Here is a 21,824-nt window from a genome sequence, read left to right on the forward strand (position 1 = left end):
ACGAGGGATTTTTTTTATCTTTGCACTGTTAATAGAACCGCTTTCATGATAGACCAACCCACTATAGACAGAATTCTTGATGCCGCACAAATATACGATGTCGTATCGGACTTCGTTACCCTGCGCAAACGCGGTGTGAATTATGTAGGACTGTGTCCCTTCCACGATGACAAAACCCCTTCCTTCTATGTATCTCCCGCCAAAGGGCTCTGCAAGTGCTTTGCCTGCGGAAAAGGAGGAAATGTAGTGCATTTCATCATGGAACACGAACAGATGTCTTATCCTGAGGCACTGAAATATCTTGCTAAGAAATACGGCATTGAAATCAAAGAACGCGAACTATCCAGTGAGGAGAAGATAGCACAGAGCGAACGGGAAAGCCTCTTCATCGTAAACAACTTTGCCCGCGACTACTTCCAGAACATCCTAAAGAACCACATAGACGGACGGAGTATCGGCATGGCCTATTTCCGCAGCCGCGGCTTCCGCGATGACATCATCGAGAAGTTCCAGTTAGGTTACTGTACCGAGAGCCACGATGCACTCGCTCAAGAAGCCCTAAAGAAAGGATACAAAAAAGACTATCTCGTCAAGACCGGCCTCTGCTACGAAACAGACGACCACCGACTGCGTGACCGCTTCTGGGGGCGGGTCATCTTTCCGGTACACACTCTCTCCGGCAAGGTGGTAGCTTTCGGAGGACGTGTGCTTGCCGGTGCCACCAAAGGCGTCAAGGTAAAGTACGTCAACTCGCCTGAATCGGAAATTTATCATAAAAGCAACGAGCTGTACGGCATATACTTTGCCAAACAAGCCATTATGAAACAAGATCGTTGCTTTCTGGTCGAAGGTTATACAGACGTCATTTCCATGCACCAATCGGGCATAGAGAATGTGGTTGCTTCTTCGGGTACAGCATTGACACCCGGACAAATCCGGATGATTCATCGCTTCACCAACAATATGACAGTACTTTACGACGGTGATGCTGCCGGTATAAAGGCCTCTATCCGAGGTATTGACATGTTGCTAGAAGAAGGCATGAACGTCAAAGTTTGCCTCCTGCCCGACGGGGACGACCCGGACTCCTTTGCTCGCAAACACAATGCGACGGAATTCCAGAATTTCATACAAGAGAATGAAACGGACTTTATCCGCTTTAAAACCAATCTGTTGCTTGAAGATGCAGGAAAAGACCCCATCAAGCGCGCCGAGCTTATAGGAAACCTTGTGCAGAGCATTTCCATCATTCCCGAAGCCATTGTGCGCGATGTCTATATCAAGGAGTGCGCCCAATTACTGCACGTAGAAGACAAACTGCTGGTTTCTGAGGTTGCCAAACGTCGCGAAAAGCAAGCCGAGCAACAAGCTGAGCGAGCAGAACGTGAGCGTCGGTCGGCCAATGCCTCAAGAGCCAATGCAGAAGCAGGCATCAATGGCAGTCAAACAGCCACAGTTGCCCCCCCCGACGCACAGCAAGTTATCGGCTACCCGCCCGAATCACTGCCTGCCAGTCTCCCTTCCGAAACACCTCCACCTTTTCTACCCCAGGAAGAATATGTATCCTTCATCCCGCAGGAAGGCAAGGAAGGCCAGGAGTTCTATAAATACGAACGGCTTATTCTGAAGATGGTAGTGCTCTATGGCGAGCGGGTGATGTGCAATGTCACCAATGAAGAGGGGCAGGAAACTCCTATCACTGTAACTGAATATATAGTCAATGATTTAAAAGAAGACGAGCTTGCCTTCCATAATCCGCTTCACCGGCAAATCCTGACAGAGGCTGCCGAACGTATCCACAATGAGGGCTTTACTGCCGAACGGTATTTTGTGGCGCATCCCGACCCCGTCATCAGCAAGCTGAGCGTGGAGCTTATCAGCAACCGCTATCAGTTAAGGAAATCACAGATAGAACAAATGGTGACGGACGAAGAACGCCTTTATGAGCTAATACCACGGTTAATGATTAACTTCAAATATGCCATCGTCTGCGAAGAATTGAAGCATACTCTATTTGCATTGCAAAACCCTACCATAGCCAACGATGAAACTCAATGCAACAGTATCATGGAGCGCTACAACGAATTGAACAAAGTAAAAAGCATCATGGCAAAGCGACTGGGAGACAGAGTCATCCTGAATTTTTAAATTCAATTCGGAGAGTTTTCTATCAAGAATTATGCCTGATTAAATTCATAAATTCCTCGCGGGTCTTCGCTTGGTTGAATGCTCCGGTAAAATCGGATGTAGTGGTAATGGAGTTCTGTTTCTCTACTCCGCGCATCTGCATGCACATGTGTTTAGCCTCCACAACAACCATAACCCCCAGCGGATTCAGCGTCTCCTGAATACATTCTTTTATTTGGAGAGTCATACGTTCCTGCACTTGCAGGCGGTGAGAGAAAATATCCACTACGCGGGCTATCTTGCTCAGTCCGGTAATATAGCCGTTAGGAATATATGCCACATGTGCCTTTCCGTAGAAGGGAAGCATGTGATGTTCGCAAAGTGAGAAAAAATCAATGTCTTTCACAATCACCATCTGACTGTATTCTTCTTGAAACTTGGCTGAACGGAGTACCTCGTGCGGGTCCATATGATACCCTTTCGTCAACGACAACATGGCCTTCGCAACCCGTTCAGGTGTCTTCTGCAAACCTTCACGTCCGGCATCTTCACCCAGCAGAGTAAGGATGCGGTGATAATGTTCCTTCAGTTCATCCAATGAAGGAGATACAATTTCTTCTTTTCCTAACATGATATTCTTTATAAAGGGATATTTATCTGCTCTTTCACAATAGAGACTTCCTTGAATACACCGGTAGCCCGCAACTGACGCATCATGGCATCCGCTTCTTCGATACTGCGGAAATCTCCTGCACGGCACAACCAGCGAGGAGGATTGAAAGAGGTATAAACTGTAAGTTCGGGGAAATGTTCCTTGATGCGGGTAGCTACCGCATAAGCTTCGTTCTTGGCCTGACGAGTATTATTCCCTGCATAAACCTGTATGCGGTAACCCGAACTTTTAATTACTTTCTGCTCATCCGAACCGGCAGGTACATATTCCGAACCTATCAATGCCGCAATGCGCGCATCTTGATGGATAGTCACCCTGCCTTGTCCTGGTACATTACGTTCCAGGCTTTTCACAATATTGTTCTGCGCTACAGAAATCGTTGCAAAAACGAAACATGCAACTAAAAGTAAACCAAGCTTTTTCATAATTGATAATTGATAGTAGATAATTGATAATGAAAAACAAAGGGAATTGATAACTGACAACGGGCACACCCCCATTATCAATTATCAATCCTCCATTATCCATTAATTAAAGGCATCGATGATACCCTTGAAGTCAGAAACCTTCAAGGCAGCACCGCCAATCAGACCGCCGTCAACATCCGGGTTGGCAAACAATTCCTTTGCATTGGAGGGCTTGCAGCTACCACCATAAAGGATAGAGCAGTTGTCAGCGATTTCCTTACCATACTTTTCAGCAATCAATGAACGGATGAAAGCGTGGATTTCCTGTGCTTGTTCTGCAGTAGCAGTCTTACCGGTACCGATAGCCCAAACCGGCTCGTAAGCCAAGATAATCTTAGAGAAATCTTCGGCAGACAAAGAGAATACAGAAGCCAGCTGAGCAGCTACCACTTCATTCTGCTTGTTTGCTTCACGTTCTTCCAATACCTCACCGATACAGAAAATCGGAGTCAGACCGTTAGCCAAAGCCAATTTTACTTTTTCTTCCAGAATAGCAACTGTTTCACCATAGTAAGCACGACGTTCAGAGTGACCCAGAATGACATATTTTGCACCAGTAGAAGCAACCATAGCAGCTGATACTTCGCCGGTATATGCGCCTGACTCCTTGTCTGCACAGTTTTCTGCACCTACACCAATCTTGGCAGCGTCTACCAAAGGAGTAACAGATGCCAGGTGGATAAACGGAGTACAGATGATTACATCACAGTTAGGCTTTTCGTTAGCCAATGTTTCATTCAGTTCTTTTGCAAGAGCAATACCCTCTTGGAGGGTTTTGTTCATTTTCCAGTTTCCTGCAACAATGTTTTTTCTCATTTTTTTTATTATTAAAAGGGTTAATGTATTTACTATTTGACAATTTACTATTTGACAATTTACTATTTGATACTATTGTTGTCTGAGGCGTTGTTTCTCCCGACGCCTTACGACTAAAATATCGACACAAAGCACCATCATCAGAGGAAGGATGAACCACAGCAACACATAGCCTATTGTTTGTAAGTCACTTTCCTGTTTCTGCTTGCCCAATTCCAACTTGTCCAGGCTATCGGTCAGCACATATTCATCAGGCAGCCGGTTGTCACTCCACTTATTCAAAATTGTTCCGTCCTTTACCAACAACAGACCAGGATTTGAACGGATAATGGTCTTCAGCGTAATATCATCTGTCTGGCAGAAAGGATATTCCGCTCCAGTCTTGTCACGCCACAATTCTATCTCGTCTTCCGGAGATGAAGTCAAGGCATAAAAGCCATAACCATGCTCCACACTGTAATCGTATATTTCATTGATAAGGTCGATGTTACTGTCGTCCGCTCCTTCTATCCGATGGGCAACCAGCAGAAACGTATATCCTTTATCCGACAGTACGCTGTCCGTTATATCTTCCCATGTATCCAGACTCATCATGGAAAAATCATGAATGGGAGGTTCATAACCTTTTTCCTTCAGTATCGTATGTGATTCTACAAACGTCCATGTACTGTCCGGATAGTTGTCCAATGTAAATTCCTGACGCTTTCCTCCTTTTTCCAAAATGAACCGGCTTTCAAACACGCTTGGTTTAGCACCTTCCGGAATTTCCATGCCCTCCTTGATATTCGCTCCAATTCTGTAAGGTCGGAAATCAAGTATCGGCAAATTCTCCAGGCAATAGAAGGACAACGCAAACACAAATAGAAACGTATACATGGAAATCATCCACTCCATCTTCGGAGTAATGAAACGTACCAGTAAATCCTGCCACTTGAATACAGATACTGCCGCCACCAACAAGACTACGTTCTTGCCGAAAGTCTGCCAATTGGTCAATATCCACGCATCACCGAAACATCCGCAGTCAGATACCGGATTCGCCAAAGCCAAATAAAGTGTTAGCGGAGTCATTACAGCCATCAGCAATAACGCCAATGCAGATGCCACCTTCCGGCGTATACCCAAAAACAAGAAAACACCTACACTAAACTCTATGGCAGACAACACTATCCCTACCAGCAAAGGTGCATAAGAAGGAAACCAGGAAATCATGCCGAAAGCCGTCAAGTAATCTTGAATTTTATAGAAGAAGCCCAACGGATCAACGGCTTTCACAAATCCGGAAAATATGAACAAAGCCCCCAACAGAAAACGGCAGAGGTTCACCCAAACTTTCCTGATAATATGTTTCTTGTCAATCTCCAAATTCAATCTTAATTAAACCAAATACAGAATAGTTAATCATATCCATATAATTGGCATCAATACCTTCCGAAACCAAAGTCGCTCCGGACAAGCTTTCAATCTGCTTTGTCCGATAAATCTTCATCAATATCAAATCCGTATACGAACTGATACGCATACTGCGCCAAGCCTCATCATAGTCATGATTTTTGGCAAGCATCAACTCCAAAGAGGTTTTGGCATATTTATCATACAGCACCAATGCCTCTTCATTGGTCATATCGGCAGCCTCGGCATATCCAAGCTCCAACTGTATCAGCCCTACAATTCCGTAGTTGACAATAGCTATGAATTCAGAACGGATGCCTTCATCTACCAAAGTCACTCCTTTCGTTTCAATGCTTCTGATGCGGTTAGCTTTGATGAATATCTGGTCTGTCACAGAAGACGGACGAAGAATGCGCCACGCCGGACCGTAATCATGAAGTTTTTTGGAGAACAAGTCACGGCAAACCGCAATGACATGTTCAAACTGTTGCTTGGTATCTTTCATTTCCTTGCTTGTTTATGCTGGAATACAGCCTATTTTCACAGTGCGCTGCAAAGATAGGAATAATTAAAGAAAAAGAAAAAGAGGGCACTCTAAAATCTATTAAAGTACCCTCTTCTATAGAGATTGTTTACGTTTTTATGAGCAGCGTAATACTTGTCCCGGTCTCAGGATTGTTTTACGCGTAATTCTGTTCAGCTTGCAGAGCTTGTCTACAGAGGTTCCCTGACGGGCGGCAATCCTGCCCAATGTATCTCCCTTCTTCACCTTATAGAACAGACCTTCACCCGATGCCATGCTACGCGCCGTACCGGAAGAGCCTTTTGTCTTATGGAAAGTATAGGAATCAGCTACGATATCCTGCTTTTCAAAATCAAACATAAGCGCAGGATTGATGGGAATACCCAAGAAACGGGTTTCAAAGTGAAGGTGTGAACCGGTAGAACGTCCGGTATTTCCTCCCAATGCAATCGGTTCGCCAGCTTTTACCAACTGGTTTGTATCAACTAATTGTTTAGACAAGTGTCCGTAAACGGTTTCCAAACCATTGTCGTGACGAATAACGACGTATTTGCCGTATCCACGACGACCTTGATTCTTGACAACGCGTACTTTTCCATCAAAAGCCGCACGGATTGTATCGCCTACATACACCTTGATATCCAAACCATAATGAGCTCTTCTTCTCCGGGGACGGTAACCGAATACATCTGTGATACGGGTATTGGGAGTAGGCATACAGAAACCGGTCAAATCAAATGTATAGCTCTCAGGCACAATCGCATTGCCATAGGCTTGTACGAATTCGTTGTTCCAGTTGGGATACAAATCTAAACCCGGATACAATGATTGTTCCGCACGTATCTGTTTTTGCAAAGCCAGTGAATCTACACTCTTAAGTTTTCTGTCGACGGGGGCTTGGCGGGCAATCAAGTCCTGCGAGAAAGAATTCAAGCTAACCATTGCCGTCGCAGCCAATAAAGCAGTTTTTATCCAATTAAAATTCATCCGTTTCGTCATTCATTTTGATATCCGTTGCAAGCATCTCGGCAAATCAAACACCACTTGTTCTACGCGAATATCCAGATTGATTTTCAAAAATTCTCCCAAAGGTAACATTTCTCTCTGAAAAACGACATCAGTCATTAACTATTTTTTCGAAGAGGAGGAAAATGTAAAGCTCGCAAAGATGTCTTAATCCCCTATAGATAGGAGACTTACAAGCAAACATGTTTTACAACATAAAATGTAATAAAAGTGCATGTTTAACCGTTTTTTAGCTAATGGCAGCCCAATTAACGTTCGTTTTTCTCAACGCTTTCAGTTGTCGCCACAAGACCTCGTTCTCAGGCAACATGCCATGTGGATCTGTATCCACCACCGTTTGCGCTACTTCACGGACATATTGCAGCAGTTGTCCGTCACGGGCTATATTGGCAATCTTCAGATCGAAAGCAATGCCGCTCTGCTGTGTCCCTTCCAAATCTCCAGGACCACGTAGTTTCAAGTCTGCTTCCGCTATTTCAAAGCCGTCATTAGTCCGCACCATTATCTCCAAACGCTTCCTTGTATCCTCCGCCAACTTGTAGCCGGTAACCAGGATACAATAGGACTGGTCAGCTCCACGTCCTACACGTCCCCGAAGCTGATGAAGCTGGGACAGCCCGAAACGCTCGGCGTTCTCAATCACCATCACCGAAGCATTGGGCACATTTACACCTACCTCAATCACGGTGGTAGCCACCATTATCTGTGCCTCACCGGATACGAACAATTGCATCTGAGCATCCTTTTCAGCAGGTTTCATCTTTCCATGCACCTTGCAAACCCTACACTCGGGAAACTCTTCACAAACATGCAGATACCCTTCTTCAAGATTCTTCAAGTCAATCTTTTCGCTTTCCTTAATCAGCGGGTAGACAATATAGACCTGCCGGCCTTCGGCAATTTGCTTGTGCATGGACTGATACAAGCTTATCCGACGGCTATCAAACTGATGAAGAGTGACAATCGGTTTACGTCCGGGAGGCAATTCATCGATGACAGACACATCCAGGTCGCCATAAAGCGTCATTGCCAATGTGCGGGGAATCGGGGTTGCCGTCATCACCAATACATGGGGAGGTTGTACATTCTTTGTCCACAAGCGTGCCCGTTGGGCCACACCGAAACGATGCTGCTCATCAATCACAACCAAACCGAGCGAAGCAAAATTCACCGTATCTTCAATGACGGCATGGGTACCTATCAGTATATGTATGTCTCCCGTCAACAAACCGACAAGGATAGCTTCGCGCCGCTTGCCCTTAACAGAACCGGTCAACAGTTCCACACGTACCTCCATTCCATACAGCAGCTCACGGATGGTTTCATAGTGCTGGTTTGCCAAAATCTCGGTAGGTGCCATCATGCATGCCTGAAAACCATTATCGAGCGCCATCAACATACTCATCAGTGCGACAAGCGTCTTTCCACTTCCCACATCCCCTTGCAGCAAGCGGTTCATCTGCTTTCCTGAGCCTACATCCTTACGGATTTCCTTCAATACCCGCTTCTGTGCATTGGTCAGTTCAAAAGGAAGATTACGGGAGTAGAAGGTATTGAACACTTCGCCCACCCTTTCAAAAATATAACCGCGATATTTCCGCTGACGGTCTTTTGCATACCTCAGGATATTCAACTGTACGTAAAAGAGCTCCTCAAACTTCAGGCGATACTGTGCCTTACGCAATAAATCCGGATTAGCGGGAAAGTGTATATTGACCAAAGCTTCCGTCAACGGCATCAGATGATGCTCGGCAAGTATAGCGGGAGAAAGGGTCTCGGGCAACGGCTCACGCAACTGCTGCACCACCGTATTCATCATCTTCTCGATGGCATGCGAATTGAGAGAACTCCGTTTCATCTTTTCAGTCGTATTATAATAAGGTTGTAACCCCATGGACGACAATTTCAAATCCGAAGCAGAGTCTATATCCGGATGAGCCATATTTATTCTACCATTGAAGAAGGTCGGTTTTCCGAACACAATATATTCCTGATGCACTTTATACTTCCCTACCAAATATTTGATGCCCTGGAACCAAACCAGGTCCACTACCCCCGTACCGTCCGAGAAATGAGCAATCAACCTGCGCTGGCGCCCTTCTCCAGCCGTCTCAAAACTTAGTATTTCACCTTTCAGCTGAATATAGGGCATTGTCCCATCGATCTCCTGAATATAATAAATCCGACTGCGGTCTACATATTTATATGGAAAGTAATATAGCAAATCGTGCAAGGAATAAATGCCCAATTCCTTATTGAGCACCGAAGCACGCTGCGGCCCGACGCCCGACAAATATTTTATGTCACGCGTGGCTAAATCGAACATGAACCTATCAGAGCTGTGGCTATTTTTAAATCAAAAGGAGTGGTTATTTTAATGTTTTCCCGATTTCCCGGCGTCAAAAAGACAGATACGCCCAATGCCTCCACCACAGAAGCATCATCGGTAAAATGGGGTGCATAAGGCTGCTCGTATGCCGCTTTCAGCAGTTCCGCATCAAAAACCTGGGGAGTCTGCACCAATCTATAATCATCCCTGCCGACAGTCACACTGCCTTTCCCTTCCATACGGCGAACGGTCTCCACCACACCGATTACCGGAATTACGGCCTTTTTTTCGGCCGCCAAGTCATAACAGCGTGCAATCACTTCCCGGGCCACGAACGGACGCACCCCATCGTGCACACCGACTAAAGCTGGTGTCTTGACCAAAGCCAAACCGTTCTTTACAGAGTGGAACCGCGTCTCCCCTCCATCTGCAATGGCATGCGGCAATGAAAAACGGTACTCCCTGCACAGCAGCCTCCAGTAATCCTGCTGGCTGTGGGGAAGCACCAATATTATCCGTATCTCAGCATTGTAGTCATAAAACGCCTCCAGAGTGCGCATCAAAACAGGTTTCCCCCCTATCGGGAGAAACTGTTTGGGGAGTTCGGTCCCCATGCGCAAGCCTTTGCCACCGGCAACAATCAGAGCATACTCCATTAATTGAGAATTGAAAATTAAAGGACACACATGGCTTCTTTCAGTTCCTGCACTTTCTCTTTGCCTTGCAACAGCTCCACTACGGCCAATGCAAACTCCATGGCAGCGCCCGGTCCTTTACCAGTGATGATATTGCCGTCTCTTTCTACCGGAGCACCCGTACATTCGGCACCTTCCAAATACTGTTCAAAGCCGGGATAGCAAGTAGCCTTCTTGCCTTTCAGCAATCCCAGCTTACCCAATACCATAGGAGCCGCACAAATAGCAGCAATCGGTTTCTGCTCTTGGGCAAAACGCAGTAACAGATTACGCAGTTCTCCACACTTCTCCAAAGTGGACGCACCCGGCATACCGCCAGGCAATAATATAAGCTCTGCATCAAAGAAGTCGCAGTTCACTACATTCTTATCGCACAAGACCGGAACATCGTGTGCTCCCGTCACTATTTCATCAGGGGTTACCGTCACCATTTCTACGTTCAGTCCGGCGCGTCTCATCACATCCACAGAAGTAAAAGCTTCTATTTCTTCAAATCCGTCGGCAAAAAAGACATAAACTGTACCCATAATTGTTCCTCCTCTTATTTTAGATTAAAATAATACGTTATTGTTCCCGTCTGATTGTTCAAGCCGCTTACCGCATTGAAACGGGCTTTCTTGGCAGCATCCTCTGCCGCTTTCCGCAATGCGGGATTGACGGTATTGGTCTGGCGGTTGATGCTGGTCGCTATCACATGTCCGGCAGGGTTCACTGTGATGGTCACCACAACCCTACCTTCATCCTGCACATTATATACCGGTCGCGGCAATCCGCCCTCACCAAGAGAACGTCCGCCCAAATTAAACGAGCCGTAGCCTCCCGTACCCGAAGTGGCTCCGGACGGAGCATTCCCCGTAGGACTTCCTTGAATACCTTCGCCTTCCGTATCGCCTTTACTGCCCATTTGAGCACCTTTGCCAAAAGCGCCAGCTACCCGTTTACGGGCAGCTTCCTCGGCTTCCTTACGTTCCCGTTCGGCTTTTGCCGCTGCCAGTTTGCGAGCCTCTTCTGCTTTTTCGGCTTCCGTCTTTTCCGGTTTCTTCACCTCCTCCTTTTTCTTGGGTTCGGCTTTAGGCTTTATGGCAACGGTTTCTTCAGTTTCCTGCGTAATGATGTCCTGCTCCACCGTTTCCTGCACCTGAGGAGCGGTTTCCTCCGGCATGACATCCACCTTTACCAAAGAAGGGTCGGCAGGGCCCAGTGCATCGGGCACCTCTCCCAGCATAACGGGCACACCGCCTTCTTCCGAGGGTTCCGGCAGTGTGAATCCTACCAGTATCAGAAGGGCAATAATGGCAACATGCACCACAAGTGCACCTGCCATACCTATATATTTTCCTTTCTTCTTCCGATTCACCATTGCATTTACAATTTAGCCATGTACAATGTACGATTTAGTTTTCCGGTGGTCGTGTAGCCAGCACCATCTTGAATTTATTCTCGTTTGCAATGTTCAGCACCTTCACGATTTCCCGGTAAGGCACTGTTTCGTCAGCATACAAAGCTATATACATTTCAGGCTCCCTCTCCGCACACGATTGTAGGAAAGGAGTCAATTCTTCAAGCGTCAGAGACAGTTCCTTGTCATTGCCAAAAGCAGCATAATAATTCAGATTCTTATCTATGATAACTCTTGTCAAAGGCTTTGCAGAAGTCTGTTGCTTTCCCTGCGGCAGCAGTACCTTGATAGCATTGGGCGATACCATGGTAGATGTTATCATAAAGAAAATCAGCAGCAGGAAAATCAGGTCCGTCATGGACGCCATACTGAAATTGGGTGATATTTTAGCTCTACGTTTTAACACGCCTTTAAGTTTTAATTCTTAATTCTTTAATTAATCATTTCGCCGGTTCGTTCAACAAGTCCATGAATGCCATTGTCTTGGCTTCCATCTTATTGACCACGCCATCTATCAATGTCACCAGGTAATTGTAGGCAAACATAGCTATAATACCGACTATCAAACCGCCCACCGTAGTAATCATCGCCTCATAAATACCACCGGAAAGCAACGTTATATCAATATTATTTCCGGCATTTGCCATTTGCCAAAACGCACGTACCATACCCGTCACCGTGCCAAGGAAGCCTAGCATAGGAGCGCCACCGGAAATCGTGGCCATAATCGTCATTCCCTTCTCCAGTTTGGCAACCTCAATATTACCCACATTCTCGATGGCAGCCTGCACATCGTTCACCGGGCGTCCCAAACGGCTGATACCCTTTTCAATCATACGGGCCGAGGGAGTATCCACACTGCGACAATAAGCAATGGCAGCTTTCAATTCCCCACCCAAAATATAATCCTTTATTTTATCCATGAACTGAGGGTCTTCTTTCCCCGCCTTCCGGATAACATAATTACGTTCAAACAAGATGTAGAAACAAAGTACGGACATCAACCCCAAGACAACCATAATCCAGCCACCTTTGATGGCCATACTCCATAAATTCATTTCGTCGGAAGCGTTTACTTGTGTCAGTACCGGATTGGCACCTGCAATAGAGTCAGTCAGTGCCGGAGCCACTTGGGCCAATAACAACATTACATTCATCAGCGAAGACAGTTTTTATATTCCTTGACCGTACGCTCCAATCCCAGATACAACGCGTCACTAATCAGCGCATGCCCGATGGACACCTCGTCCAGCCACGGAATGTTTTGATAAAAATAATTCAGATTCACCAGGCTCAGATCATGTCCGGCATTCAGCCCCAGACCTAAGCTGCGGGCCACCTTGGCAGCCTCGACAAAAGGAGCTACAGCCGCTTCCCGTCCTTTGGGATAAGCCGTAGCATAAGGTTCCGTATATAGCTCCACGCGGTCGGCACCGGCTTTGGCAGCATATTCTATCATTTCGGCATCGGTGGAAACAAATACGGAAGTACGGATACCGGCATTGTTGAACTCATCCAACACTTCGTTCAAGAAGTCAAAATGGGTCTTGGTATCCCAGCCTGCGTTTGAAGTCAGCTGTGTAGGGCTGTCGGGCACCAAAGTTACCTGATGCGGTTTCACCTTTAAGACCAAATCCATAAATTCGGGTGAAGGATAACCCTCGATATTGAACTCTGTCCGCAGCAACGGCCGCAAATCATATACATCCTTACGGCGGATATGCCTCTCATCAGGACGGGGATGCACCGTAATGCCATCAGCACCAAAGTCTTCACAATCCAGCGCTACCTTCACAACATTCGGAACATCACCTCCACGGGCATTGCGCAGCGTTGCCACCTTATTTATATTAACGCTTAATCTAGTCATAATTCGGTTTATAGTTTGGGACAAAAGTACAAATAATAGTTATATATTGGCAGCATTCTGAGAAAAAAATAGCATCTTTGCACTTCAATCCAACAGAATTGATTATGAAATTTGCCATATTCGGAAATACCTACCAAGCAAAGAAATCCTCGCATGCAGAAAACCTCTTCCGGTTGCTCGGACAGCATCATGCACAGCTCTGCATCTGCCGGGAATTTCATCACTTCCTGACTGCCGATTTACATCTAAACATACCTGACGCCGAATTGTTTGACGGAGATGATTTCTGTGCCGACATGGTTATCAGCATCGGTGGCGACGGCACTTTCCTGAAAGCAGCCAGCCGTGTAGGAAAGAAGAATATCCCCATACTGGGCATCAATACCGGCCGGCTGGGTTTCCTTGCCGACATCTCACCGGAAGAGATGGAAGAGACCTTCGATGAAATCTACAACAATCACTATAAGGTAGAAGAGCGTAGTGTACTGCAACTGAGGTGCGACGATGAACGCTTGATGCAATCCCCTTACGCCCTCAATGAGATAGCTGTATTGAAGCGGGACAGTTCGTCCATGATCAGTATCCACGCCGCCATCAATGGCGCTCCGTTGACCACCTATCAAGCTGACGGCCTGGTTGTCTCCACACCTACCGGTTCCACCGCCTACTCACTCAGCGTCGGTGGTCCGGTCATCGTGCCTCACAGTAAAACCATCGCCATCACCCCTGTGGCTCCACACAGCCTCAACGTCCGTCCCATCGTCATTTGTGACGACTGGGAAATTACACTTGATGTGGAAAGCCGCAGCCATAACTTCTTGGTTGCCATCGACGGCCGTAGCGAGTCCTGCAAAGAAACGACCCGGTTGCACATCTCACGTGCCGACTATAGCATAAAGGTAGTCAAGCGGTACAACCACATCTTTTTTGATACGCTTCGTAATAAACTGATGTGGGGGGCAGATATCAGATAAGCCTATATCACTTCCCAAAATTCTTATTCGTATCCACTGCGAAATGAGCGCAATGATATTCCGGCAATTTGTCGCATTTTATTAAGGACGAAACAAAAGCTTGTAACAATCTGATTATCAGTATTATTAAGCACACTGTATTCAACATATTACTGAACCTTATTCAATATACGACTGAATGGCATTCACTATACGACAGAATTAGGTTCAGAATACGACTCTATTCAGGCCCACACTATTTGTAAACAATACAGATTATTATTCAGCCCTTGTTTCGGCTGGGAATAGATGAAAACGACATACCGAAATGAGATACCTACCACCTGTAGCCGATAACTGATTCAACACGCGACAGAAGAATAAAACAAGTCCAGACGTAGAAGCAATAAGAATGTATATTTTCAACCAAAAGCTTTTAAATAAATAATAAAAACGCCACCTTTGCAGTCTATTCTTGCATAATCTATGTAAAATAACACTTTGTCAAACAAAGGAAATGCCATTTAGAATGGCGTCTATAACCTTAAATATAAGATGAATTAATATGCAGAAGGAAAATGATACTCTATTGGTAGCCAAATTGAGAGAAGGCAATAAATTTGCCTTTGAAGCGCTGTACGAAAAATATAGTGCAAAGCTGTATAACACCATTATTCTTCTTGTATATGATAAGTCATTAGCCAAAGACATCACCCAAAGCAGCTTCATGGCGATATGGGAAAAACGCAGCAATCTGGATACAGCGAAGAGCTTTCCGGCATATCTATGCACCATTGCACGCAACATGGTATATAAAGAAACCGAACGCATGCTACTGCACAACAAATTTGTAGAAAACAAATTGAAAACAGAAGAAGCAGCTATCGAAGGAGATACCGTGGATATGGACATCTCCATCATTGAAAAACAGATAGAACAACTACTGCAAGGCTTACCGGAAATTTCACGAAAGGTTTTTCAGCTGAAGAGAGCAGGAGAACTGTCCAATAAGGAAATCGCATCCCAGTTAGATTTGACGGAACGTGCTGTAGAGGCTCATTTCTACCGTACTATGAAACTACTGAAAGAAGAACTACGTAAATTCATCATGTTATTTCTCTCCTTTTACTTTCTAAACAATTGTTAAAATTCAAAATTCTGTGAGTGTTTTGACAGACTTGCGGATATATATTACAGAACATGGATAAAAAAGACAGTCATATTGAACTATTGGATCGTTTTTTTCGTGGACTGACCAGCCCTGAAGAAGATGTGCAGTTAAAATCATGGATTAAGCAACCGGATTTTCAACAGAAATTTTCCGTATACTATCAGCAATGCTGGGCACTGGCTCCGGACACGATGGACAAAGCCGTACAAAATGAAATGTTCACCGAACTTTTAAGCCAGATAGACGCAAGTTCCACCACGGAAACGAAGGTCCTGAAAACAAGGAACCGTTTCCTGCGTCAGATTGGGCGCTATGCTGCAGTTGCCTGCATCATATTGGCAGTGGGAAGCGGAGCCTATTATGCAGGAGTCAAACGACTGGCCGATGACGCCAATACAGAAGTCACCATGTCCGTATCCAACGGGCAGAAGGCCGACATCATTTTGGCTGACGGCACAAAGGTCTACATCAATTCCGATTCAAGAATTGTATATGACAACACTTACAACAAGAAAACACGTATGGTCTCCCTGGAAGGAGAGGCTTATTTTGAAGTTGCAAAGGACAAGGAAAAGCCTTTCATCGTGAAAGCAAATGGCATCAATGTACAAGCACTAGGTACAAGCTTCAATATACGTGCACATAAAGACGATAAATCAGTAGCTGTAATCCTGATAAGTGGAAAGGTTAAAGTAGACGACGGCAGACACGAGGCATATATGAAGCCAAACGAAAGGCTCGTTTGTAACCTAACCAATGGACAGTTCGAAAAAAGCGAGCTTCATCCTAATGCAAGTTATTTGCTATGGAGAAGCAATGAACTAGCGTTCTACGGTGAATCTTTTGAAGAAATTTGTACCATGCTTACTCGAATGTATAATTGCAAATTTATATTCAAAAACGAGAAAGTAAAACAATATACTTATCACGGCATCATTAAGAATAGCAGTTTGAATAATGTATTAGAATACATCAGCCAAGCTGGCGGCATTAATTACAAAATAAAATCTGATAATACGATCGTAATATATTAGTAGTGTTTAATAAACTCTTTATGTTAACTTAAAAAGGAAAATATGGAATAGATTTTATAAACTTTTTACTTCATCAAACACAACTGCCAGCTTTCGGCAGCAAAATAAAATTCTAGTTTAAACATTCACGAGAAATTCGTCATAAGTTACTCTAATATCTTATTAGAGCAGGTCTTTGGTACGCCTTTCTCAAAATAAAAAACAATTAATCTAATATTATTAGACATGAGACAAAACAAAATGATTATGCGGTCTTTAGTACTGCTGGGTGCACTGTTTTTCTGGGGAAACAGCTTCGCCCAAATCAGTTTATCTGTAAACAAGCAGACCATCAAGCAGATTATACCGCAAATTGAAAAAGCTAGCGGTTATAACGTATTCTACACAGACAAACTTCCCAATCTTGAAACAAAAAAGGATTTAAATGTATCAAATGCTTCACTTGAGACCGTATTGAAAGAATTATTTAAAGGAACGAAAATCTCCTTTGAAATAAAAGCAAACAAGCAGATTTTGCTGTTCCAGCAAACCAACAAATCTGTAGGTGCTAAAAAGAAAGTAACCGGTAGAATCGTAGACGAAAATGATGAGCCGCTTATCGGAGCTTCCGTTATTATCAAAGGCTCTACACAAGGAACAATAACCAACATTGACGGTGAATATACATTGGAAGATGTGCCGGAGAAAGCTACTCTAACCGTTTCTTACGTAGGCTATATACCGGCATCTGTTGCTGTCAACGGTAAAAGCGCAATCAATGTAGTGCTGCAAGAAGATTCAAAGACTTTGGAAGAAGTAGTTGTTATCGGTTATGGTACCGTAAAAAAGAAAGACTTGACCGGTGCAGTAGGTTCTGTGGGAGGTGCAGAAGTAGCCGCCCGTAAAACAACTTCCCTTTCCACCGCTTTGCAAGGAACCATCCCTGGGTTAATGGTAACCCGTAACAATAATGCGCCTGGTGCAAATGCAGACAAGATATATGTACGTGGTATCACAACCATCGGGAATTCAGATCCTTTGGTTATCGTTGATGGAGTACCTGGTGACATCAATTCAGTAAATGCCAACGACGTTGAGAGCATTTCTGTATTGAAAGATGCTGCTTCCGCTGCTATTTATGGTTCTCGTGCCGCTGCTGGCGTTATTCTTGTCACCACCAAAAGAGCCAGTGACAAGGAACTGTCATTGACCTATAACGGTGAATTCGGTTGGGAAATACCTACCGCAGAGCCTGAGGTTGTAGGCGTGCAACGTTTTCTGGAAATGGCTAATGAATTACGATATACAGATAATCCGGACGGTGGCAAATACCAAGCCTATTCAGAAGATCAAGTTAATAACTGGGTGAAAAACAATGCAACCAATCCCAACCAGTATCCTATAACCGACTGGCAAGATCTGATTCTTGAGAAGTCCGCAACCCGTCAAAGTCACAGTATCCACCTTTCAGGCGGCAGCAAGGTCGTTAAGACCAAAGCATCCTTAGCGTATGATGAAGTAGGCGGTCTGTACGGTGACCGTTATTTCCAACGCTATACATTACGTGTAAACAATGACTTCAACATTACCCAAAAGTTAAGTGCTACATTGGACTTCAATGTTAAGCGCACTAAACACCACATGCCGCAATTCACTCCATTCGGAATGATGCGCTACATGCCTGCTATTTATGCAGGAGTATGGGATGACGGCCGTATAGCTGAAGGCAAATCAGGAGCTAACCCTTATGGATTGATGAAATTGGGTGGTACAACAAAAAAATGGTACACAGCATTGGGCGGTAAAGCATCTATTGATTTCAAGCCTTTTGACGGATTTAAAATTTCAGCAATCGTTGCTCCTCGCTTTAATTACGACAAGTTCAAAACATTCAAGAAAGCAGCCAGCTATACATTGGCAGATGATCCCAATACAATAGGGGGATACTTAGACAACAGCGGACTATACAACACAACCAAACTCTCAGAAACCCGCAATGACAGCTACAATGTCACTACACAATTAATAGCAAACTATGCAAAGAAGTTTGCCGGAAAACATGACATCAACCTTATGGCAGGTTACGAAAACTATTACGAATATATTGAAGAATTAGGTGCTGACAGAGACGGATACGTTCTCACGAACTTTCCATACCTCAATAATGGACCTAAAGATTTAATTGGCAACTCTGGAAAAGGAAAAGAGTACGCTTATCGTTCCTACTTCGGACGTGTCATGTACAGCTATGCCGACAGATATTTATTCCAGGCCAATATACGTCATGACGGCTCATCACGTTTTGCAAAGAAACACAGATGGGGTACATTCCCTTCCTTCTCTGCCGGTTGGGTACTCAGCGAAGAAAATTTCATGAAGAATCTTAATTGGGACTGGCTGTCATTCTTGAAGATTAGAGCTACATGGGGAGCATTAGGTAATGAACGTATTGGCGATTTCCCATATATGTCAACCATTGCATTTGGGAACACTATTTTCTATCAAAACAACGGTATTTATTTTGACCAAACTGCATCCCAACAGAAATATGCCATTGAAAATGTAACATGGGAGAAAACTGAATCTACAGACATTGGCTTAGACATTTCTTTCTTGAACAACCGCTTACGTGTGAACGGTGACTATTACTGGAAAAATACTAAAGACATGCTATTAGCAATGGCTATCCCTGATTTTCTAGGATTCTCTGACCCAGACGTCAATGCCGGCAAAATGTCAACCAAAGGTTATGAATTGAATGTCAGTTGGAATGACCACATCGGTGACTTCAGCTACGGAATAGCCATTAACTTCTCTGACTTCACCTCCAAAATGGGGGATTTACAAGGAACCCAATTCCTCGGTGACAAAGTTAAAATGGAAGGCAGTGAATTCAATGAGTGGTATGGCTATGTTAGCGATGGTCTTTTCCTGACAGAAGAAGACTTAAAGAATTCTCCCAAAATCAATGATAAGAACACTCAATTGGGCGATATTAAATACAAAGACATATCTGGTCCTGACGGTGTACCCGACGGAAAGATTTCTCCTGAATATGACCGAGTATTACTAGGCAGCTCATTACCCCATTTCCTATATGGTGGTAATATCAATTTGGGGTACAAAAATTTTGACCTTTCATTGGCATTCCAAGGTGTCGGAAAACAAAATGCACGCTTGGCAAGAGAAATGGTAGAACCATTCCGTAACAATTACGGGAATTTCCCCGCCATCATTGATGGAAACTATTGGAGTCCTTATAATACGGACGAACAAAACGCAGTTGCCAAATATCCTCGTCTAACCCATGTAAACAAAAGTTCCAACTATGCCATGTCAGATTATTGGCTGTTCAACGGAGGTTACTTCCGTCTCAAAAATATAACTTTAGGCTATACATTCCCTAAAGAATGGATGAACGCAATAGGCATCAAAGGTGCACGCATTTATGCCAGTGCTTCCGATCTATTCTGTTTGAGCAAATATCCGAAAGGATGGGACCCTGAAATGGGAGTAAGTGAATATCCTATCACAACATCTATATTGTTAGGCGTATCTGTTAACTTTTAAAAGAAAGAAAAAAAATGAAACATAAATTTATAATATTAGCTTTAGGACTTGGATTTTTAGCAAGTTCCTGCAATGACTTGGACTTAGTTCCATTGTCTGAGGCCTCCACTGAAAACTGGTATTCTTCAGAAGAAGAACTATTGATGGCTGCCAATGAATTCTATAAAATAGGATATTGGAATAAAATGAACCAGGGACTTCTGGAACAAGCCACCGACAACTTCACCTATAGAAATGTGAATCGTTGCAACCTCCTAGACGGTACAGTAAATGGTGATGGTGGAACAGAGAACTGGTATCCAGTAGAGCAATGGCAATCAAACTATAAATGTATAACAATGGCCAATACATTTCTTGAAAAGTCTGAGCGCGCCGAAAAGGCTGGTGTCTCTGAAAAAATATTGAATCAATACAGAGGAGAAGCTTACTTTACAAGAGCTTGTAAATATGCAGTACTCGTTTCTTTCTTTGGTGATGTTGTCTGGCTAGATAAGAATATTTACATTGAAGAAGCCTTCCAAAAAGGACGTACTCCAAAAGAAGAGATTATACCTTTAATTTACCAAGACTTCGACAAAGCAATTTCTATGTTACCAGTATCTTATACCGGTAACTCGACACAACGTTTCACAAAAGGTGCTGCGCTAGCCATGAAAGCACGTTTTGCCCTTTACATGGGTGATTGGGAACTTGCGGCCGAATCAGCTAAAGCGTGTATGAATTTGCAAGCTTATCAATTACATCCCGACTTCAGCGACTTATTCTTGATGAATACCAAAAATTCTATAGAAAGCATTCTTGTATTCCCACGTTCCGTGCAATACAACATTCTATACGATGCTACTGCCACAAAAAATGAGCTACCTAGAAATGCTGGAGGATACGGTTCGTATGCACCCTCTTGGGACTTGTTGGCTTCGTTCCTCTGTACAGATGGGTTGCCCATTGACGAGTCACCTCTTTTTGATCCCCACAATCCTTTCAAGAACCGTGACCCCCGTTGTACTGCCACCATTGTAGAATTTGGAACCCGCCATTGTAGCTTTGACTTTGATCCTCATCCCGATGCATTAAAAGTAATGAACTACAAAACCGGTAAAATGGTAACCAACCAAGATACCCGTGCCAATGCACAATACACCTCATTCAATGCATTGCTATGGAAAAAAGGTATTGACGATTCTTGGGTAGATAACAAACAAAAAGTGGAAAGTGACTATATTGAAATACGTTACGCAGAAGTATTGTTGACTTATGCAGAAGCCATGATTGAACTGAACAAGATTGACGAATCTGTATTAGAAGCCATCAATAGTGTACGTGCCAGAGCATACGGAGTGAAATCTTCTGAAACAGACAAATATCCGGCAGTAACAGCACGTGACCAAAAGTCCTTACGCCAGACAGTCAGACTGGAACGTCGCGTAGAGTTTGCTAAAGAAGGACTCCGCTACATGGACCTCATTCGTTGGAAATTGGCAACCAAAGCTCTGAACACCAAGAACTACGGCATTCTATATCCTGCTGACATATTAAGAGACAAAGTTACATCAAAAGGACTGTGGTTCTGGCCTACTACACCACAGATAGATGAAGATGGAATCGCAGACTTCTCTGCTATGGAAAAAGAAGGCTTAATCCAAGTACTTTCCCAGCGCAAATGGGACGAACGGCAGTATTTATGGCCAATCCCCACATCTGAAATCATTATTAATGAAAACATGAAACAGAATCCAGGGTATTAACGGTTAGACATTATAGGTAAAAAGATTGTGAATAAAAGGATAAACAAACTGTAAT

19 protein-coding genes are annotated in these 21,824 nt (G+C 44.1%); 6 read left to right on the top strand and 13 right to left on the bottom strand.

Going from position 1 to position 21,824, the window contains the following annotated elements; genetic code table 11:
- The first annotated feature begins 45 nt into the window (after positions 1 to 45).
- Complete coding sequence (gene dnaG, locus DWY57_RS00845) at positions 46 to 2,148, top strand: DNA primase (RefSeq protein WP_117600822.1); 2,103 nt, start codon at positions 46 to 48, stop codon at positions 2,146 to 2,148.
- A gap of 22 nt (positions 2,149 to 2,170) precedes the next feature.
- Here dnaG and folE read toward each other — a convergent pair whose 3' ends face one another.
- The 13 genes from folE to DWY57_RS00910 all read right to left on the bottom strand — a co-directional run bounded on the left by folE (position 2,171) and on the right by DWY57_RS00910 (position 13,317).
- A complete protein-coding gene (folE, locus tag DWY57_RS00850; RefSeq protein ID WP_005829983.1) occupies positions 2,171 to 2,758 on the bottom strand; it encodes a GTP cyclohydrolase I FolE in 588 nt (195 codons plus the stop codon).
- Positions 2,759 to 2,766: 8 nt separating this feature from the next.
- Positions 2,767 to 3,225: an SPOR domain-containing protein gene (locus DWY57_RS00855; RefSeq protein WP_117600821.1), complete on the bottom strand. Its 459-nt coding sequence runs from the start codon at positions 3,223 to 3,225 to the stop codon at positions 2,767 to 2,769.
- A gap of 102 nt (positions 3,226 to 3,327) precedes the next feature.
- Positions 3,328 to 4,083 (bottom strand): triose-phosphate isomerase, encoded by a 756-nt coding sequence (gene tpiA, locus DWY57_RS21165; protein ID WP_005829974.1) that lies wholly within the window; start codon positions 4,081 to 4,083, stop codon positions 3,328 to 3,330.
- 72 nt (positions 4,084 to 4,155) lie between these two features.
- Positions 4,156 to 5,448: a BT_3928 family protein gene (locus DWY57_RS21170; RefSeq protein ID WP_117965205.1), complete on the bottom strand. Its 1,293-nt coding sequence runs from the start codon at positions 5,446 to 5,448 to the stop codon at positions 4,156 to 4,158.
- Entirely contained in the window at positions 5,438 to 5,980 is a 543-nt protein-coding gene (locus tag DWY57_RS00870) for a DUF1599 domain-containing protein (protein WP_005833349.1), read from the bottom strand. The genes DWY57_RS21170 and DWY57_RS00870 overlap by 11 nt, the downstream gene beginning before the upstream one ends.
- Before the next feature lie 135 nt (positions 5,981 to 6,115).
- A complete protein-coding gene (locus DWY57_RS00875) occupies positions 6,116 to 6,985 on the bottom strand; it encodes a M23 family metallopeptidase (protein WP_117965248.1) in 870 nt (289 codons plus the stop codon).
- Positions 6,986 to 7,253: 268 nt separating this feature from the next.
- On the bottom strand, positions 7,254 to 9,350 hold the full coding sequence (gene recG / locus DWY57_RS00880; protein ID WP_119961192.1) for an ATP-dependent DNA helicase RecG: 2,097 nt from the start codon (positions 9,348 to 9,350) through the stop codon (positions 7,254 to 7,256).
- Positions 9,338 to 10,009: a 2-C-methyl-D-erythritol 4-phosphate cytidylyltransferase gene (locus DWY57_RS00885; protein ID WP_119961193.1), complete on the bottom strand. Its 672-nt coding sequence runs from the start codon at positions 10,007 to 10,009 to the stop codon at positions 9,338 to 9,340. The genes recG and DWY57_RS00885 overlap by 13 nt, the downstream gene beginning before the upstream one ends.
- A 17-nt stretch (positions 10,010 to 10,026) precedes the next feature.
- Positions 10,027 to 10,575 carry a DJ-1 family glyoxalase III gene (locus tag DWY57_RS00890; RefSeq protein ID WP_119961194.1) on the bottom strand — a complete coding sequence of 183 codons (549 nt, stop codon included), beginning with the start codon at positions 10,573 to 10,575 and terminating at the stop codon, positions 10,027 to 10,029.
- 14 nt (positions 10,576 to 10,589) lie between these two features.
- Positions 10,590 to 11,408, bottom strand: a complete 819-nt coding sequence (locus tag DWY57_RS00895; protein WP_118273889.1) for a TonB family protein — start codon at positions 11,406 to 11,408, stop codon at positions 10,590 to 10,592.
- A gap of 34 nt (positions 11,409 to 11,442) precedes the next feature.
- Positions 11,443 to 11,853: a biopolymer transporter ExbD gene (locus DWY57_RS00900; protein ID WP_005833355.1), complete on the bottom strand. Its 411-nt coding sequence runs from the start codon at positions 11,851 to 11,853 to the stop codon at positions 11,443 to 11,445.
- Between the two features lie 34 nt (positions 11,854 to 11,887).
- The gene (locus DWY57_RS00905; protein ID WP_118273888.1) at positions 11,888 to 12,604 is read right to left on the bottom strand and encodes a MotA/TolQ/ExbB proton channel family protein; all 717 of its coding nucleotides are present in this window, start codon (positions 12,602 to 12,604) and stop codon (positions 11,888 to 11,890) included.
- On the bottom strand, positions 12,604 to 13,317 hold the full coding sequence (locus tag DWY57_RS00910) for a pyridoxine 5'-phosphate synthase (RefSeq protein WP_119961195.1): 714 nt from the start codon (positions 13,315 to 13,317) through the stop codon (positions 12,604 to 12,606). The genes DWY57_RS00905 and DWY57_RS00910 overlap by 1 nt, the downstream gene beginning before the upstream one ends.
- A 104-nt stretch (positions 13,318 to 13,421) precedes the next feature.
- Here DWY57_RS00910 and DWY57_RS00915 point away from each other — a divergent pair, with 104 nt between their 5' ends.
- The 5 genes from DWY57_RS00915 to DWY57_RS00935 all read left to right on the top strand — a co-directional run bounded on the left by DWY57_RS00915 (position 13,422) and on the right by DWY57_RS00935 (position 21,769).
- On the top strand, positions 13,422 to 14,291 hold the full coding sequence (locus DWY57_RS00915; protein WP_118273887.1) for an NAD kinase: 870 nt from the start codon (positions 13,422 to 13,424) through the stop codon (positions 14,289 to 14,291).
- A 544-nt stretch (positions 14,292 to 14,835) separates the two neighbouring features.
- Positions 14,836 to 15,417 carry a sigma-70 family RNA polymerase sigma factor gene (locus DWY57_RS00920; RefSeq protein WP_118273886.1) on the top strand — a complete coding sequence of 194 codons (582 nt, stop codon included), beginning with the start codon at positions 14,836 to 14,838 and terminating at the stop codon, positions 15,415 to 15,417.
- A 53-nt stretch (positions 15,418 to 15,470) separates the two neighbouring features.
- Positions 15,471 to 16,475 (top strand): FecR family protein, encoded by a 1,005-nt coding sequence (locus DWY57_RS00925; RefSeq protein WP_119961196.1) that lies wholly within the window; start codon positions 15,471 to 15,473, stop codon positions 16,473 to 16,475.
- Between the two features lie 246 nt (positions 16,476 to 16,721).
- The gene (locus DWY57_RS00930; protein WP_226791223.1) at positions 16,722 to 20,024 is read left to right on the top strand and encodes a TonB-dependent receptor; all 3,303 of its coding nucleotides are present in this window, start codon (positions 16,722 to 16,724) and stop codon (positions 20,022 to 20,024) included.
- Between the two features lie 14 nt (positions 20,025 to 20,038).
- Entirely contained in the window at positions 20,039 to 21,769 is a 1,731-nt protein-coding gene (locus DWY57_RS00935) for a RagB/SusD family nutrient uptake outer membrane protein (protein WP_119961198.1), read from the top strand.
- Positions 21,770 to 21,824 lie beyond the last annotated feature (55 nt).

This window comes from Bacteroides sp. AF25-5LB (genome assembly GCF_003602965.1).
Classification (GTDB): Bacteria; Bacteroidota; Bacteroidia; order Bacteroidales; family Bacteroidaceae; genus Bacteroides; species Bacteroides uniformis.

Coding starts and splice junctions, on each gene's coding strand:
- dnaG (WP_117600822.1), top strand. CDS start 46: ATGATAGACCAACCCACTATAGACAGAATTCTTGATGCCGCACAAATA.
- folE (WP_005829983.1), bottom strand. CDS start 2,758: ATGTTAGGAAAAGAAGAAATTGTATCTCCTTCATTGGATGAACTGAAG.
- DWY57_RS00855 (WP_117600821.1), bottom strand. CDS start 3,225: ATGAAAAAGCTTGGTTTACTTTTAGTTGCATGTTTCGTTTTTGCAACG.
- tpiA (WP_005829974.1), bottom strand. CDS start 4,083: ATGAGAAAAAACATTGTTGCAGGAAACTGGAAAATGAACAAAACCCTC.
- DWY57_RS00870 (WP_005833349.1), bottom strand. CDS start 5,980: ATGAAAGATACCAAGCAACAGTTTGAACATGTCATTGCGGTTTGCCGT.
- DWY57_RS00875 (WP_117965248.1), bottom strand. CDS start 6,985: ATGAATTTTAATTGGATAAAAACTGCTTTATTGGCTGCGACGGCAATG.
- recG (WP_119961192.1), bottom strand. CDS start 9,350: ATGTTCGATTTAGCCACGCGTGACATAAAATATTTGTCGGGCGTCGGG.
- DWY57_RS00885 (WP_119961193.1), bottom strand. CDS start 10,009: ATGGAGTATGCTCTGATTGTTGCCGGTGGCAAAGGCTTGCGCATGGGG.
- DWY57_RS00890 (WP_119961194.1), bottom strand. CDS start 10,575: ATGGGTACAGTTTATGTCTTTTTTGCCGACGGATTTGAAGAAATAGAA.
- DWY57_RS00895 (WP_118273889.1), bottom strand. CDS start 11,408: ATGGTGAATCGGAAGAAGAAAGGAAAATATATAGGTATGGCAGGTGCA.
- DWY57_RS00905 (WP_118273888.1), bottom strand. CDS start 12,604: ATGAATGTAATGTTGTTATTGGCCCAAGTGGCTCCGGCACTGACTGAC.
- DWY57_RS00910 (WP_119961195.1), bottom strand. CDS start 13,317: ATGACTAGATTAAGCGTTAATATAAATAAGGTGGCAACGCTGCGCAAT.
- DWY57_RS00915 (WP_118273887.1), top strand. CDS start 13,422: ATGAAATTTGCCATATTCGGAAATACCTACCAAGCAAAGAAATCCTCG.
- DWY57_RS00920 (WP_118273886.1), top strand. CDS start 14,836: ATGCAGAAGGAAAATGATACTCTATTGGTAGCCAAATTGAGAGAAGGC.
- DWY57_RS00925 (WP_119961196.1), top strand. CDS start 15,471: ATGGATAAAAAAGACAGTCATATTGAACTATTGGATCGTTTTTTTCGT.
- DWY57_RS00930 (WP_226791223.1), top strand. CDS start 16,722: ATGCGGTCTTTAGTACTGCTGGGTGCACTGTTTTTCTGGGGAAACAGC.
- DWY57_RS00935 (WP_119961198.1), top strand. CDS start 20,039: ATGAAACATAAATTTATAATATTAGCTTTAGGACTTGGATTTTTAGCA.